The organism is Algoriphagus iocasae, assembly GCF_014206875.1.
Taxonomy (GTDB): domain Bacteria; phylum Bacteroidota; class Bacteroidia; order Cytophagales; family Cyclobacteriaceae; genus Algoriphagus; species Algoriphagus iocasae.
Window position 1 is genome coordinate 1,050,557 of record NZ_JACIJO010000003.1, and the last position, 14,153, is coordinate 1,064,709.

Annotated in this window: 15 protein-coding genes; 9 read left to right on the top strand and 6 right to left on the bottom strand. The window is 36.4% G+C overall.

The window, feature by feature from the left end:
* Positions 1-80 precede the first annotated feature (80 nt).
* Positions 81-410, bottom strand: coding sequence for a BlaI/MecI/CopY family transcriptional regulator (locus FHS59_RS18705; protein ID WP_184496940.1), 330 nt, complete (start codon positions 408-410; stop codon positions 81-83).
* A gap of 171 nt (positions 411-581) precedes the next feature.
* Entirely contained in the window at positions 582-1,331 is a 750-nt protein-coding gene (locus tag FHS59_RS18710; RefSeq protein ID WP_184496941.1) for an acyl-CoA desaturase, read from the bottom strand.
* 143 nt (positions 1,332-1,474) lie between these two features.
* On the opposite strand from FHS59_RS18710, the gene FHS59_RS18715 reads away from it, so the two are divergent.
* From FHS59_RS18715 to FHS59_RS18740, 6 genes are all read left to right on the top strand, one after another.
* Positions 1,475-1,843 (top strand): phage holin family protein, encoded by a 369-nt coding sequence (locus FHS59_RS18715; protein ID WP_184496942.1) that lies wholly within the window; start codon positions 1,475-1,477, stop codon positions 1,841-1,843.
* A 219-nt stretch (positions 1,844-2,062) separates the two neighbouring features.
* On the top strand, positions 2,063-2,629 hold the full coding sequence (locus tag FHS59_RS18720; protein WP_184496943.1) for a hypothetical protein: 567 nt from the start codon (positions 2,063-2,065) through the stop codon (positions 2,627-2,629).
* Between the two features lie 54 nt (positions 2,630-2,683).
* On the top strand, positions 2,684-3,586 hold the full coding sequence (locus FHS59_RS18725; protein ID WP_184496944.1) for a histone deacetylase family protein: 903 nt from the start codon (positions 2,684-2,686) through the stop codon (positions 3,584-3,586).
* A 97-nt stretch (positions 3,587-3,683) separates the two neighbouring features.
* Complete coding sequence (locus FHS59_RS18730) at positions 3,684-4,283, top strand: OmpH family outer membrane protein (protein WP_317168214.1); 600 nt, start codon at positions 3,684-3,686, stop codon at positions 4,281-4,283.
* A 98-nt stretch (positions 4,284-4,381) separates the two neighbouring features.
* On the top strand, positions 4,382-5,353 hold the full coding sequence (locus FHS59_RS18735; RefSeq protein ID WP_184496945.1) for a deoxyhypusine synthase family protein: 972 nt from the start codon (positions 4,382-4,384) through the stop codon (positions 5,351-5,353).
* Between the two features lie 3 nt (positions 5,354-5,356).
* A complete protein-coding gene (locus FHS59_RS18740; protein WP_184496946.1) occupies positions 5,357-7,018 on the top strand; it encodes an OmpA family protein in 1,662 nt (553 codons plus the stop codon).
* Between the two features lie 39 nt (positions 7,019-7,057).
* On the opposite strand, the gene FHS59_RS18745 is transcribed toward FHS59_RS18740, so the two are convergent.
* The gene (locus tag FHS59_RS18745) at positions 7,058-8,515 is read right to left on the bottom strand and encodes a Gfo/Idh/MocA family protein (protein ID WP_184496947.1); all 1,458 of its coding nucleotides are present in this window, start codon (positions 8,513-8,515) and stop codon (positions 7,058-7,060) included.
* A 219-nt stretch (positions 8,516-8,734) separates the two neighbouring features.
* Between FHS59_RS18745 and FHS59_RS18750 the strand changes: the two genes are divergently transcribed.
* From FHS59_RS18750 to FHS59_RS18760, 3 genes are all read left to right on the top strand, one after another.
* The gene (locus FHS59_RS18750) at positions 8,735-10,330 is read left to right on the top strand and encodes a family 20 glycosylhydrolase (protein ID WP_184496948.1); all 1,596 of its coding nucleotides are present in this window, start codon (positions 8,735-8,737) and stop codon (positions 10,328-10,330) included.
* A 150-nt stretch (positions 10,331-10,480) separates the two neighbouring features.
* Entirely contained in the window at positions 10,481-11,869 is a 1,389-nt protein-coding gene (locus FHS59_RS18755; RefSeq protein WP_184496949.1) for an alanine/glycine:cation symporter family protein, read from the top strand.
* 2 nt (positions 11,870-11,871) lie between these two features.
* Positions 11,872-12,963, top strand: a complete 1,092-nt coding sequence (locus tag FHS59_RS18760; RefSeq protein ID WP_184496950.1) for a glycerate kinase family protein — start codon at positions 11,872-11,874, stop codon at positions 12,961-12,963.
* 47 nt (positions 12,964-13,010) lie between these two features.
* Here the strand turns inward: FHS59_RS18760 and FHS59_RS18765 are convergent, their stop codons facing one another.
* From FHS59_RS18765 to FHS59_RS18775, 3 genes are all read right to left on the bottom strand, one after another.
* Entirely contained in the window at positions 13,011-13,193 is a 183-nt protein-coding gene (locus FHS59_RS18765; protein WP_184497611.1) for a hypothetical protein, read from the bottom strand.
* Between the two features lie 44 nt (positions 13,194-13,237).
* Positions 13,238-13,414 carry a hypothetical protein gene (locus tag FHS59_RS18770; protein WP_184496951.1) on the bottom strand — a complete coding sequence of 59 codons (177 nt, stop codon included), beginning with the start codon at positions 13,412-13,414 and terminating at the stop codon, positions 13,238-13,240.
* Between the two features lie 282 nt (positions 13,415-13,696).
* The gene (locus FHS59_RS18775; protein WP_184496952.1) at positions 13,697-14,053 is read right to left on the bottom strand and encodes a response regulator; all 357 of its coding nucleotides are present in this window, start codon (positions 14,051-14,053) and stop codon (positions 13,697-13,699) included.
* Positions 14,054-14,153 lie beyond the last annotated feature (100 nt).

The following is a 14,153-nucleotide window of genomic DNA, read 5'->3' on the forward strand; positions in this document are numbered from 1 at the left end:
CTGGGATGAGTTTTTAAAACTCTTATTCAATAAAAAACCTGACCATTTCCATGGTCAGGTTTTTTTTGAGGCTTATTTTCTTACTGATAATCCTTTGTATTTAAAGTCTCATCATTTTTGAAGAAAGAAGTAAGTTTTCCAAAAGAATTTTCGAAGTAACCTTCAAGCATTTTTTTGATGATAAAGGTTCTGTATTCATCTTTAGAAACAATCGGAAAATACTCGTGACTTTTTCCATAAGATTTATGACTTACAAATCCCTTTCTTTCCAGAATTCTTACAATTGTCGAAACAGTGTTGTAAGCAGGTTTTGGTTCAGTCATTGCTGCAAGGATGTCCTTCACAAATCCTCTTTCGATTTCCCACAAGATCTGCATGATCTCTTCTTCTGCTCTAGTTAATGGTTTCATATGATTTTAGGCGTTAAGTTTAAAACGGAAGAAAATTATTCGTTTAGTTTCACAAAAACAAAAATAGCTTTAGTTTTATTCTCTTTTTTTTACAAGTAAAATGTAATTAATACAAAGGAACGCCTAAAATAGTGCTAAAAAAAAGCCTCCATTTGGAGGCTTTTGATCTTCTTAAGTAGTGCGCAATTTGATAATTTTCGTTGCGTGCAAGAGTTTGACAATTGGATATGTCGGATCAAATTCATACCATTTTACAGCAAAATTGGGTCTATTTGGTAATTTATGATGATTATTTTGAAATAATTCCCCAAGCATTAACACGTCTAATAATAAGCTGTTTTTAGACTTATCGTTGTTGTCAAAGTTTGCATATCCATATTTATGACCGCTCCAGTTAACAATTGCTCCGTGAACAGGTCCCATCAAAAAGTGAATAGGAAGTAAGAAGTACATCCACCAGTGTGTTCCTGGCAATTCAAATACTGAAATACAAAGAACGTAGATCAAAACATACAATAATCCCCAAGCTACTCTGATGTACATCGTGTCTGCAAACTTGTCAAACTTGTTCCAGTCAGGGATGTCTTTTGAAAAACGCTCTTCAGGAGTTAATTTGAAACTGAAGTAATCATTGTAAATATTTTTTGTCTTCCACATCATGGTGAATAAATTCTCTGTGTGGTGCGGACTATGCGGATCTTTTGGGGTATCGGAATAAGCATGGTGCATTCTGTGAAGAATTGCATAAGCCCGAGGTGATAAATAGGAACTACCTTGCCAAAACCAAGTGAATAGGTAAAAAAAGCGTTCCCAGTACTTACTCATCACAAACATTTGATGCGCAGCATAACGATGTAGAAAGAAACTCTGGCAAAACAGGGAGAAATACCAGTGCATTAAGAAGAAGATAATTATGATCACTACTTGTGGGATTTTAATTTAATTCTGCAAATATAAGCTACTCAAACAAAAAAAAGTTTACTTTTTAGATGAGACTTGGGATCTTTGACATGATAAATGTCAGGATTTTAGATTCTTTTCATGTTTCACCTTAATTTTATTCCATGGGAAACCAGTCAAAAGCCAGTTCATTTTTAGTTAAAATTCTCATTGGAGGAATTTCAGTTTTGATTGCTGAGTTCTTTTTGAAAGGTATTCATATTGATACTTTTATGACAGGTTTTATATTGGCCGCTGTCATCATTTTGATCAATTTATTAATTAAGCCAATTCTGGTTTTTTTAACTTTTCCAATTACCATTATTACGTTAGGTTTGTTTTTATTGGTTATCAATGCTGGAGTCATCATAATAGCTGACCGGATTATTCCGGGATTTGAGGTGGATGGTTTCTGGTGGGCATTATTATTTTCAATTGTTTTGAGCATTATTAATTCCCTTTTTGGAAATAGCTTGGATGCTGATGAAAAGTGAAATTTTACCGTTTTCCATGAATAATTATCCCTTTTGGAACTAAAAAAATATAAAAATCAAAGTTTTTCTTTACTTAGTTCTATTCATTTAATCAAAATTATCTTTTAAAGAATGATGATTTTATTTTATTCGTTTAGATTTTGAATGTATATTAATCATCTATTTACTACTATTGAGTTTTAAATAAAACCACCTGACTAGGTTTAATAAATTTTAGAGATGTCAAACATTAATGCAGGATTCGATCCAAAACATATAGAAGACCTTAAGGCAGAATTGAAAAAAACGGGAAAGTCTTTCAAGATTATTCCTGATGAGGAAAATTCTGATGAGTTCGTAAACTTTTATTTCATAGGAATGTATGAAGGCAAAGAAGTGATTTACGATGCTGCACTTTACACCTTAAGATTACATCATGCCAGTGAAGTCTATGAGATTGCTGAGCATGAAGCTGCCAAAAAATTCCCCAATTTTAACGGAATTTCCTACGAGGAAGATGAGAATGGAAACATGCTTCCACTCACCAGTGAGCAAGAAGAAGTAGGTTGGTTTATCACAGAAATGATCATGGAGATGGAAGAGGAGGAGACTGTGAAAGTCCAGGAGTTTATCGACATCGATACCCACCATGATTTCGGAATAGGTTTAGATGCAGCTATCAATGTTGAATACATCAATGACGATGTCATTACCAAATTCATCAAAGAATTTAATGACGATACGCTGGATTTGGATGACACCATGTATGCATTTCAATCTGAAGAAGAAGATATCGAAGGAGATTAATCTTTCGTCAAAACATTAACAAATCACGCTTGTTTAAACACAAGCGTTTTTTTTATGCTTAAAATTGCTTGGTCACCTCTGTATGCTCACCCTTTACCTGCCGGACATCGATTTCCGATGGATAAATACACGCTACTCCCGGAGCAGTTAAAGTATGAGGGAACTGCTGGTTCTGAAAATTTTTTTGAGCCGGACTTCATTCCGGTAAAATATATTGTAAACACCCATCAGCCTGAATATTGGGAAAAACTGAGATCCTTGAGTTTATCTAAATCTGAGATCAGAAGAACAGGTTTTCCATTGAGCAACAGTTTGGTGGAGCGTGAGGTTAATATTGCCACAGGTTCTATTCAGGCAGCTGAATATGCAAAGCAATTTGGAATTGCATTTAATATAGCCGGTGGCACACATCATGCTTTTTCGGATCGGGGAGAAGGTTTCTGCCTTTTAAATGACCTTGCGATTACTTCTAATTATTTGTTGGAGAAAAATCTGGCTAGTAGAATTTTAATAATTGATTTGGATGTCCATCAGGGAAATGGCACAGCTGAAATTTTCCAAAATTCTAAGGAAGTTTTCACTTTCAGTATGCATGGTCAGTCAAATTATCCGATGCATAAAGAAAAGTCTCATTTGGATATAGGGCTTCCCGATAAAACCAACGATGATACTTATTTGAAGCTTTTAAAAGATAATTTGTTAAAAATTCAATCTCAGTTCACGCCTGATTTTATTCTTTATCAATCTGGCGTAGATGTGTTGGGATCTGATAAACTAGGAAGGTTGTCATTAACCCAAGATGGAGTTCGAGAACGTGATAAAATCGTACTTGAATTCGGAAAGGGTATTCAAAGTCCTATCATGTGTTGTATGGGAGGAGGTTATTCTCCGAGGATAAAAGATATAATAGATGCACATGCACAGGTTTATCGTCTGGCCAACGAAATATTTTTTTAAATCTTTAACTCAATTTAACCCTATATAATGCAATATGGGCTTGCAAAGTCAATACTTTCTTTATATTTGCGCCCTTGTCAACAATAATCAAAATAAAGTGAAAAAAGGATTAAAACTGTTCGGTATCCTAGGTATGGCCACAGTGCTTTTCTATGGATGTAATAAGCCTGCAACAACCTCATCAGAATCAAATTCTACAGGAACAACCGCATCTACCGGTGATTTGAAAGTAGCATTTGTATATACAGATTCTGTAATTAACAAATACGATTACTTTGTCAAAAAATCAGAGGAGATTACCGAAAAAGGTAAAAAATTCGAAGGTGAATTACAGAGCCGTGCTCAGGGTTTTGAAAGAGAAGTATCGAACTTTCAGCAATCTGCAAATACGATGACTCAGAATCAGGCATTGGCAAAGCAGGATGAACTTGGCAAAAAACAACAAAACTTGATTACATATAGAGATAATTTGATGCAGGAATTGTCAATCGATGAGTCAAATCTTTATAATGAAGTGTATATCCAAGTTCAAGACTATTTGAAGGTTTATGCAGAGGAGAATTCTTTGGACGTGATCCTTTCATACACTAGAGGTGGTGCTGTTTGGTATGCCTCTGATGCTTTGGATTTAACCGAATCTGTGATCGAAGGATTAAACAAAAAATACAACAGTTCTTCTACTGATACAGCAAAATAATATTTCCCATATTACATGGATTTAAAACCCGGCTTTGTCCGGGTTTTTTTGTGCTGAAATTTTAGGTAATTTTGAAGGGTTAAAGAAAATATGATCGAATGAAAATTACGGAATTTTTAAAACACAACTACCGCCATTTCAATGCAGCTTCATTAATAGATGCCGCTGAAGGTTATAAATCTCATTTGGATAATGGAGGTAAAATGATGATTACCTTGGCAGGGGCAATGTCTACTGCTGAATTGGGGATTTCCTTGGCTGAAATGATCCGTCAGGACAAAGTTCAAATCATCACTTGTACGGGAGCTAACCTGGAAGAAGATGTTTTCAATTTGGTTGCCCATGATTATTATGAAAGAATTCCTAATTATCGTGAACTGACTCCTGCTCAGGAACAGGATTTGGTAGAGCGTCATATGAATCGTGTGACAGATACCTGTATCCCTGAGATGGAAGCAATGAGAAGAATTGAAAATGTGATTTTGGAAGAATGGGTAAAGGCTGACCAAGCTGGAGAGTCTTATTTCCCTCATGAGTTTTTCTATAAAATCTTGCTTTCTGGAAAGTTGGAGCAGTATTATCAGATCGATCCAAAGGATAGCTGGTTATTAGAAGCCGCAAAGAAAAACTTGCCGATTATTGTACCAGGATGGGAAGATTCTACACTTGGAAACATGTTTGCAGGTCACGTGATCAGTGGAGATGTGAAAAATGTGCATACCGTTAAGACTGGAATTCAGTACATGATTTTCTTGGCAGATTGGTACACAAATACCGCAACTGACGAAAGTACTATTGGATTTTTCCAAATTGGCGGGGGAATTGCAGGAGATTTCCCGATTTGCGTGGTTCCGATGTTGCATCAGGATTTGCAAAGAGATAATGTGCCTCTTTGGGGCTATTTCTGCCAGATTTCAGATTCTACTACTTCTTATGGTTCCTATTCAGGAGCTGTACCAAATGAGAAAATCACTTGGGGTAAATTAGGAATTGATACACCAAAATACATTATTGAGTCAGATGCAACGATCGTAGCCCCACTGGTTTTTGCCATTGTATTGGGTCAATAAAAAATGAATAAATATTTTAAAACATACCTAAAAGCAAGTGGCTTCCTGCTACTTGCTTTTTATTTTCAAATAGATCTAAATGCCCAGGAGCTAAAATCTCTTTCTGGCGCCAATAGTCCACAGGATGATCAAAACCCCGTCTGGGTAGGAGACAATGTGCTACTTTTCAGTAGGGCATTTCATCCAGAAAACCTCGGTGGCGTCACAGATCCTGGTGACATTTGGATGACCAAAAAGAATGAGGAAGGAGTCTGGGAGGAAGCAATTCATCGTGCAGATTTGAGTACTGATGGATATGATTTTGCATTAGGACTAGAGGATCCTTTGACTTTATTGGTTTATCATAAAGGATCCGGAAGAAATGGTATGTATCAATATTCCAAATTCGGTAAGGATTGGAATTTTTTGAGACAGGTTAATTTTAAAGGACTAGAAACCCTCGAAGGACAATTATTAGGTCGAGTTGCCAATGGTGGGAAATTAATTTTCCTATCAGGAAAAGGAAAAGAAAGTTATGGCAATGAGGATCTGTACGTAAGCGAAAAAATAGGAGTGATCGATTGGGCTGAGCCTATCAATCTTGGATCAGCTATCAATACAAAAGGACAGGAAATGAGTCCTTTTTATGAACCTGCCACGAAGCAACTTTATTTCTCTTCAAATATGCATGAAGGGGCTGAAGGGAAAGATATTTTCATTGCCAAGAAAACTGGTGAAGGCTGGAAAGACTGGAGTAAACCAGTGAAATGGAAGCAGATAAGTTCTAGGGGTTCGGAAGTGTCTGTCACTTTCATCAATGAAAATGAAATCGTTTGGTCCAGTACCATGAATAGTGATGGGTTTGCAGATTTAATGACCTTTGAGACGATTATTCCTTTGGAGATTCCAAACGAATTTTCTGTAGCTCCTCCAGCTATTTCTCCTCCAAAAGAAAGTATCCAGCAAGCATTACCAACATCAGCTCAACCTGAATCGATAAATGCTATTTATCCAAAAACAGCAATTGGTAAAGCAGAAATCCAGTTGAGTCAATTGGAAAATGTTGAAAATTCCCAACCTACTGAAAAGATTGAAACGCCAGTTTCTTGGTTGGTTATTGATGCTAAAAACAAAAAGCAATTAGATTACAATCTTGAATTTTTTAAGAGTTCTGAGGCTGTTTCCTTTCCAAATAAGGATTCTTTATTTGTTTCAGATTTAGTTTCTAATGGAATAGATGAAGTTAAAGTAAGTGCTGAAGGATTCTTCCCTAAGTCTATGTCTTTAAATGAATTAAAAACCAATGATAAAACTGTTGTTCTATTAACCAAATTGGAGCCAGGTAGTGTCCTCCTTTTAGATAATGTGAATTTCAAAAGAGGAACATCTGAATTGGAGGGACTTGACACAGAGAAATCCTTGACAGAATTGGCGATGTTTTTAGTAAACAATCCAACTGTTAAAATTAGGATTAATGGTCATACAGATAGTGTTGGAGACCCAGGTCTAAATAAGGGTTTATCCCTCGAAAGAGCAGGAAGTGTCCGTGATTTTTTGGTTGAAAAGGGTGTGCAGTTTGAAAATCTAAGAATCTCAGGATGGGGTGGGACAAGGCCTATTGCATCTAATGCCACCGAGTCTGGAAGATCAAAAAATAGACGCGTCGAACTTGAAGTGATTCAATAAAAAAAAGAGGCTCTGAAATTAATCAGAGCCTCTTTTTGATTATAAGGAATAATCTCCTCGATATTCTCTTTTGACAAATTGATTCGCTGGATCAAAATTGGTGATTTTCATATTCTCACCATCCCAAAGAAGTTTTATACCTCTTCCAGGATAATCATATTGACCATTTGCACCTTCTCTTGCTACACGGTAATCATAACTTCTGATCGCTAAATTCCCCATCAATACAGACTCAGTTAATGGCCCTGCAATTGAAAATGGCGAACTTAATTGATCGAATTCTTTTGATCCATAACCTCCGATACAAGCCTCAACCCAGTTGGAATAATGACCTCTATCTCCTCCTGGTACTCTATAAAGTGTCTCTGGAACATTTATTTCTTTTGTTCTGGAAGTAGGTAGAAGTTGAGGGTTGATTCCGTAAGTTGAGCACATCATTTTACCTTCAGTGCCTTCTATGATAACTCCATTTCCACCATCACCCATTATTTCATTTGCTTCTAATTCTTCTGGTCTAGTTGGTTGAATTCCTCCATCCATCCAATGGAATTCTAAGTCTTCTTTTCCAGGTCTATCAAATCTCAATGTGATATGTGAAGAAGGAGGGCAGCTTTCTGGGAAGTATCCTCTTTGGAATTCGCCCACATAAACAGATCCTACAGAAGCCTCTGCAGATTTTGGATAACTTAAGCCCAAAACTCTGAATGGTGGTTCCATGATATGACAAGCCATGTCTCCTAATGCACCAGTACCATAATCCCACCATCCTCTCCAGTTGAATGGAACAAGGTTACCAACATAATCTTTATAAGGAGCAGTGCCTAACCATAAATCCCAATCTAAGTCTGAAGGAGGAGTAACTGGCTCAGACGGCCATTTTATACCTTGTGGCCATACCGGTCTATCAGTCCAGGAATAAACTTTTGTGGCTTCACCAATTAATCCTGCATTGTACCATTCCACCATTTTGCGAACTCCATCACCTGAGGAGCCCTGATTACCCATTTGGGTTACTACTTTGTATTTTTCAGCAGCCTCAGTAAGCATTCTGGCTTCGTAAATATCATGGGTCATTGGTTTCTGAACATAGACATGCTTGCCCATTTTCATAGCCATCATAGCAATGACAGCATGCATATGATCTGGAGTAGAAACAGAAACTGCATCAATATTTCCCTCCTCTTTTTCCAGCATTTCTCTAAAATCTTTATAGTATGCTGCTTTTGGATGAGCATCTCTGCTTTGTTTGGCTCTTGTATCATCTACATCACACAAAGCAATCATATCTACTTTTCCTGTTGAAAAAATGCCACGGACATCACCGCCTCCCATGCCACCAACACCCACACTCGCCACTCTTAACTTATCACTCGGAGCAATAAATCCAGGTCCACCAAGTACATGTCTTGGTACAATATAAAATCCTGCTAGTGCGGTAGCAGAAGTTTTCATGAAGTCTCTTCGTGAATTACTAGAGCTTTGATCCTTCTTTTTCATCTTATTTTAGGTTATTGATTAAGAGCAAGTAAAATAATTAATGCCTGCCGTAAATTTTAATTCTTTTTGCTAATAGGTTTAAATATTTTTTCAACAAACAATTAAAACTCCAATTTAAACATGGAAACTATGATTTTCAAAGTGCTTATTCGAATAAATATGTTTTCTACCTTTAAGATTTTTAAAAAAATAAAGTAAGTTTAGGCAAAATAATAAACCATGAAAAAATCAATTTTAGGTGTTTTGGCACTGATGTCAATGCTGGTTTTTAGTTGCCAGGAACCTATTCACAGCTTAGAAGAAGCTGCTATTATTCCATTACCCACCAATATCCAATCCGGTTCTGGTGCTTTTGAATTAACTCAATCTGCTTCGATTCAGTTAGTTGGAAGTTCTCAAAATTTATCAGGATTAGGTGATTTTTTGGCATCAAAGCTGAGACCTGCAACAGGTTATGAATTACCTGTGGGAACAGAAGAAGGAGATATTCAATTAGTTCTAACAGGAAATGATAATTCAGAAAGTTATTCATTGGACATAGAAAGTTCATCAGTGAAGATTTCGGCTTCATCAGAAGCTGGTCTATTTTATGGAATTCAGACTTTTGTTAAGCTATTTCCGGTGGCAATCGAAAATACCTCTATGGTTCAAGAGTCTTGGCGAATTCCAACGGGGAAAATCGAAGATAAACCTGACTATGCTTATAGAGGTTCCATGTTAGATGTGGCTAGGCATTTCTTCCCTGTAGCAGATGTAAAGCATTACATTGACCAAATGGCTGAACTTAAATTAAACTATTTGCACCTTCACTTGACGGATGATCAAGGATGGAGAATAGAAATCACGTCTTGGCCAAATTTGACAACGATAGGAGGTAAGACTGAAGTTGGCGGTGGAGAAGGAGGTTACTATACTCAGGAGGATTATAAGGAGATCGTTTCTTATGCTGCTAAAAATTATATCACAATTGTGCCAGAAGTTGATATGCCTGGACATACAAATGCAGCTTTGGCTTCCTATGGTGAAATTAATCCTGGTGTAAACTTGCCAGATGGGGACTTTGCCACGATGAAAGAAGGAACGATTGATTTTGATATTTTGGATAAGAACCCTCAGGCGGCAGAATTATACACAGGAATAGAAGTTGGCTTTAGTACTTTGGCTACAGATAAGGAGATCACGTATCAATTCATTGACGATGTCATCCGAGAGATTTCTGAAATTACTCCTGGACCTTATTTTCATATCGGTGGTGATGAATCTCATGTCACTGAAAAGGGCGACTATATTTATTTTGTAGAGAAAGTTCAAGAAATCACTGCCAAATATGGAAAGACAAGCATCGGTTGGGATGAAATCGCAACTACAAAGTTGCTGAAAGGAAATGTAGCTCAATTCTGGGCTTTGGCAGAAAACGCAAAGTTGGCCAAGGATCAAGGAAATCAGGTCTTGATGTCCCCAGCAAAAAAAGCTTATTTGGATATGCAATATGATTCTACATCCAGATTAGGGTTGCATTGGGCTGCTTACATTGAATTAGATTCTGCATACATGTGGGATCCAGCAAACTATGCTGACGGAATCACCAAATCAGATGTATTCGGAGTTGAAGCTCCATTATGGACAGAGACAATTACAGATAGATCTGATATTGAGTACATGGTTTTCCCAAGATTAGCTGCAATTGCCGAAATAGCTTGGACTCCGACTTCTAAAAGAGAATGGAGTGACTTTCAGCGTAGAATCGCTGTTCAAGGTAAAAGATGGGATATAAATGGTATTAATTATTACAAATCACCTAAGGTGAATTGGTGATATTTACATGAAATGAAACCCGGGTACTTTCTTAAGTATTCGGGTTTTTTATTTGCCATATACATTAAAAACCTTTGATTTTGCTCAAATTGGGGCTATTATCAACCTTTATTTCTAAGATTAAAACTTAATAGTACAAGACATTAATTTATGGGTGATTTAATTATTTCCTTCAGCAACTGGATTTGGGGAACTCCAATGTTAATCATGTTGCTGGGTGGTGGAATGATCTTATTTTTTCATTCTGGTTTTATTCCATTTAGAAAAATAGGGCATGCAATCCGCTTACTAAGTGGGAAATATGATAATGATCTTGCACCTGGTCAAATCACTTCTTTTCAAGCTTTATCGTCAGCTATTGCTGCTACAGTAGGGTTAGGAAATATCAGTGGTGTGGCCATTGCCATTAACATGGGAGGGCCTGGAGCTATTTTTTGGATGTGGGTTTCTGCATTCGTTGGCATGGCAACTAAATATTATACCTGTAGTCTTGCGATCATGTTTAGAGGAAAAGATTCTTCGGGTGAAGTGCAGGGCGGTCCGATGTATGTGATAGAAGAAGGGATGGGTAAGAAATGGAAATTTTTATCGGTCATCTTTTGTACCGCAGGGATTTTGGGGCTTTTGGCAATCTTTCAGGCAAATCAATTAACAGCGGTTTTAAGAGCAGTGATTTTTATTCCTGCCGGACTAGATGGAGGAGATACTTCCAGATTTGTATTAGGGGGAATAGACCTCGGTCAATCTACCCGATGGATTTTGGGTGTAACAATGATGTCCTTGGTGGCGATAGTAATTCTTGGAGGAATCAAGAGAATTGCTGCAGTAGCATCTAAAATGGTCCCATTTATGGTGGTTTTATATTTTATCTCTGTATTGCTGATTGTATTTAAATACATGGGAGAAGTTCCAGCCATGTTATGGATGATTGTCGAAGATGCTTTTACAGGAGAAGCAATCGCTGGAGGAGCTGTGGGAGCTGTTATCATTACAGGTGCAAGAAGAGCAGCATTTTCTAACGAAGCAGGTATTGGTACAGCACCAATGGTTCATGGAGCTTCAAAAAACAACGAACCGATTAGAGAAGGTTTAATCGCTATGCTAGGGCCATTTATTGATACAATTGTGGTTTGTACTTTGACAGCTTTGGTGATTATGCTGACTGGGGTTTGGCAAACTACAGAATCTGATGGTGTAAGATTGACTTTGAATGCCTTCGAAATGGCATTACCAGGGTTTGGGAAATACCTCTTAATGATAGCGGTTTTGGTGTTTGCACTTTCTACGATGTTCACATATTCCTACTACGGTCACAAATGCTTTAATTATTTGTTTGGGGCAAAGAAAGCTGATTATTACAATTATTTTTACTTAGCGACCATCGTCATGGGAGCTGTTGCTTCTCTTGAGGTGGTAATTAGCCTCGTAGATGGCATGTATGCAATTATGGCAATCCCTACAATGATTTCCACGATCTATCTTGCTCCTAAAGTTAAAGAGGCCTCTAAAGATTATTTCAAAAGAATGAAAAACGTGTAATTGTGAGGGTTTTAATTGCTCCCAATGCTTTCAAAGGAACGCTTTCCGGAAAGGAAGCAGGAGAAGTTATTGCCTCAGTGTTACATGATAAGCATGTTAATATTAAGTCCCATCTCCATCCTATTGCAGATGGTGGAGATGGGACTTGCCAACTTTTAGCTGAATCGTTAAAGCTAATTCCCAATAAGGTTCTAAGTTTAAATGCCGTTGGAAGGCCAGCGATTGGTTATTTTTTTAAGGATGGGAATAGAGCACTAATAGATGTTTCCAATGTTTCAGGCTTGGGTGAACTTCAGCCAAAAGAACTGGATATAGGTCTTTCATCCACGTATGGTACTGGAATACTTGTCAAAGAAGCTATCTCTCAGGGATGTCAAGAAATTGTTTTGGGCTTAGGAGGAAGCGCTACTATTGATCTTGGGATTGGAATTTTGCAAGCTTTAGGATTCCAGTTTTTAAATAAAAACGGTAGAGAGCTGGTTCCATTTTCTTCTGATTTTTTATTCAAAATCAAGCATATTCAGAGATCGCCAAAAACTGCCCCAGTTCGATTTACTTTTTTATGTGATGTCAGAAATCTGTTTTTCGGAAATGAAGGAGCAATCCCTGTTTTTGGGCCTCAAAAAGGTTTAAAAATTTCTGAAATAGAAAATTATGAAAACCAATGTGAATATTTACTTGACTTAATGTACCGAAAGTCAAATCGATCATTTGAGGATTTACCAGGTTTTGGAGCTGCTGGTGGTATAGCAGCCGGTTTATCAGCTTTTTTTGAAACGAAAATAGAAACAGGAGCGACTTATTTTTTTGAGCAAACTGGTTTAAAGGAAAAGGTTGAAACTTGTGACTTGATTATAACAGGAGAGGGAAGGTATGATAGCCAGTCAAAATCAGGAAAGGCTTGCTATGAGCTATTGAAATTAGCTAGGCAGTTTAATAAAAAAATTGTTTTGATTACTTCAGGGGAAGTTTCAGAAAAGGAGAGCTTTGATCAGGTTTTAAGTCTTCCGGATTTGGACTTTAATCAAACGGATTTGAAAACTATTGCTAGGAGGAATTTAGTGGACACCATCTCTGGTTTGGTTTTAAAATAAAAAAGGAGGTGAATATTCACCTCCTTTTTTATTTATATCAATTAGAATTACTTCTTTTTTGAAAAAGTACTTCTTACGTCAATTGCTGAAATTCCTGCACCTAATCCTACCAAAACACATACAATTGTTAAAAACGTCTGTGCTCCAAAGGCAATCGGTGAACTGAAAACATCAAGTAAAATCATAATTCCTATATCATTGAGTTTAACAATGGCCGAAGATAATTTCAATCGGTGAAATTACCAAAGCTGAGCGGAGTTAAAGTAAATATTCTTTAATCCAGATCGTCGAAATCTTCTTCGAAGTCATCTTCTTCATCAAAGTCAACGATGTTGTCATCTATGAATTCGTTGTCTTCGTCTAGATCGTATTCATCTTCGAAATCATTTTCGAATTCATCCGTTTCTTCAAAGTCATCAAATTCTTCGAAATCGTCTTCAAAATCCTCCATATCAGTGTTTTAATAGTTTGTTATGAATTTTATGCTGCGAATTAAATTAAAATTTCATTTTCGACAATACCTTGTCTATTAATTTTTTTTTAATGTATTGCAGAATTATTTTTGAATATGTTTCTTCTCATTTTACGAGGTATTAAAAACGATTTTTTAATACCTAACTATGAGAATTTTAGCAAGAATTCTGATTTTTTTTCAGAACTATTATTTTGTTTCAATACAAAATTTACGAAAAAATATTTTTCAATTATTAAAAAATCAACACTGGAGTTGAGATTAATTGAAAATAGATTTGATATATTTTTTTATTAAAGGTTTTGAAAAATAATCTTTTACATATTGGTATTCACTTGCTTTGGTAATGTCCCTTTCATCCACAGAACTACTCAAAATGTAGATTTTTGCCTCATTTTTTGCTGTATCGAGTGTATCTAAAAAATCCCATCCTGTCATTTCAGGCATGTTTAAATCCAAAAACAAATAGTTTGGCTTAATACTATAAATTTCACTCAAAGCTGCTTTTGCACTTTGGTATTTATAGAATTGACACGGCTCTTTTACGTTTTTGGAAATGAGCTTTTCAGTAACAAATGTACTGATTGGGTCATCGTCTATGAGAACTATGGTTAACATCAAAATGCAAAAATATGCAACTGAACAACAATAAATATCATACAAAATTAATATGATCTACTTAAAAGACAAATAAAATGCCAACAATTTTGAATCTTTA

What these genes read in the sequence shown, in the direction of transcription:
- FHS59_RS18705 (WP_184496940.1), bottom strand. Translation starts at nt 410, where the DNA reads ATGAAACCATTAACTAGAGCAGAAGAAGAGATCATGCAGATCTTGTGG.
- FHS59_RS18715 (WP_184496942.1), top strand. Translation starts at nt 1,475, where the DNA reads ATGGGAAACCAGTCAAAAGCCAGTTCATTTTTAGTTAAAATTCTCATT.
- FHS59_RS18720 (WP_184496943.1), top strand. Translation starts at nt 2,063, where the DNA reads ATGTCAAACATTAATGCAGGATTCGATCCAAAACATATAGAAGACCTT.
- FHS59_RS18725 (WP_184496944.1), top strand. Translation starts at nt 2,684, where the DNA reads ATGCTTAAAATTGCTTGGTCACCTCTGTATGCTCACCCTTTACCTGCC.
- FHS59_RS18735 (WP_184496945.1), top strand. Translation starts at nt 4,382, where the DNA reads ATGAAAATTACGGAATTTTTAAAACACAACTACCGCCATTTCAATGCA.
- FHS59_RS18740 (WP_184496946.1), top strand. Translation starts at nt 5,357, where the DNA reads ATGAATAAATATTTTAAAACATACCTAAAAGCAAGTGGCTTCCTGCTA.
- FHS59_RS18745 (WP_184496947.1), bottom strand. Translation starts at nt 8,515, where the DNA reads ATGAAAAAGAAGGATCAAAGCTCTAGTAATTCACGAAGAGACTTCATG.
- FHS59_RS18750 (WP_184496948.1), top strand. Translation starts at nt 8,735, where the DNA reads ATGAAAAAATCAATTTTAGGTGTTTTGGCACTGATGTCAATGCTGGTT.
- FHS59_RS18755 (WP_184496949.1), top strand. Translation starts at nt 10,481, where the DNA reads ATGGGTGATTTAATTATTTCCTTCAGCAACTGGATTTGGGGAACTCCA.
- FHS59_RS18770 (WP_184496951.1), bottom strand. Translation starts at nt 13,414, where the DNA reads ATGGAGGATTTTGAAGACGATTTCGAAGAATTTGATGACTTTGAAGAA.
- FHS59_RS18775 (WP_184496952.1), bottom strand. Translation starts at nt 14,053, where the DNA reads ATGTTAACCATAGTTCTCATAGACGATGACCCAATCAGTACATTTGTT.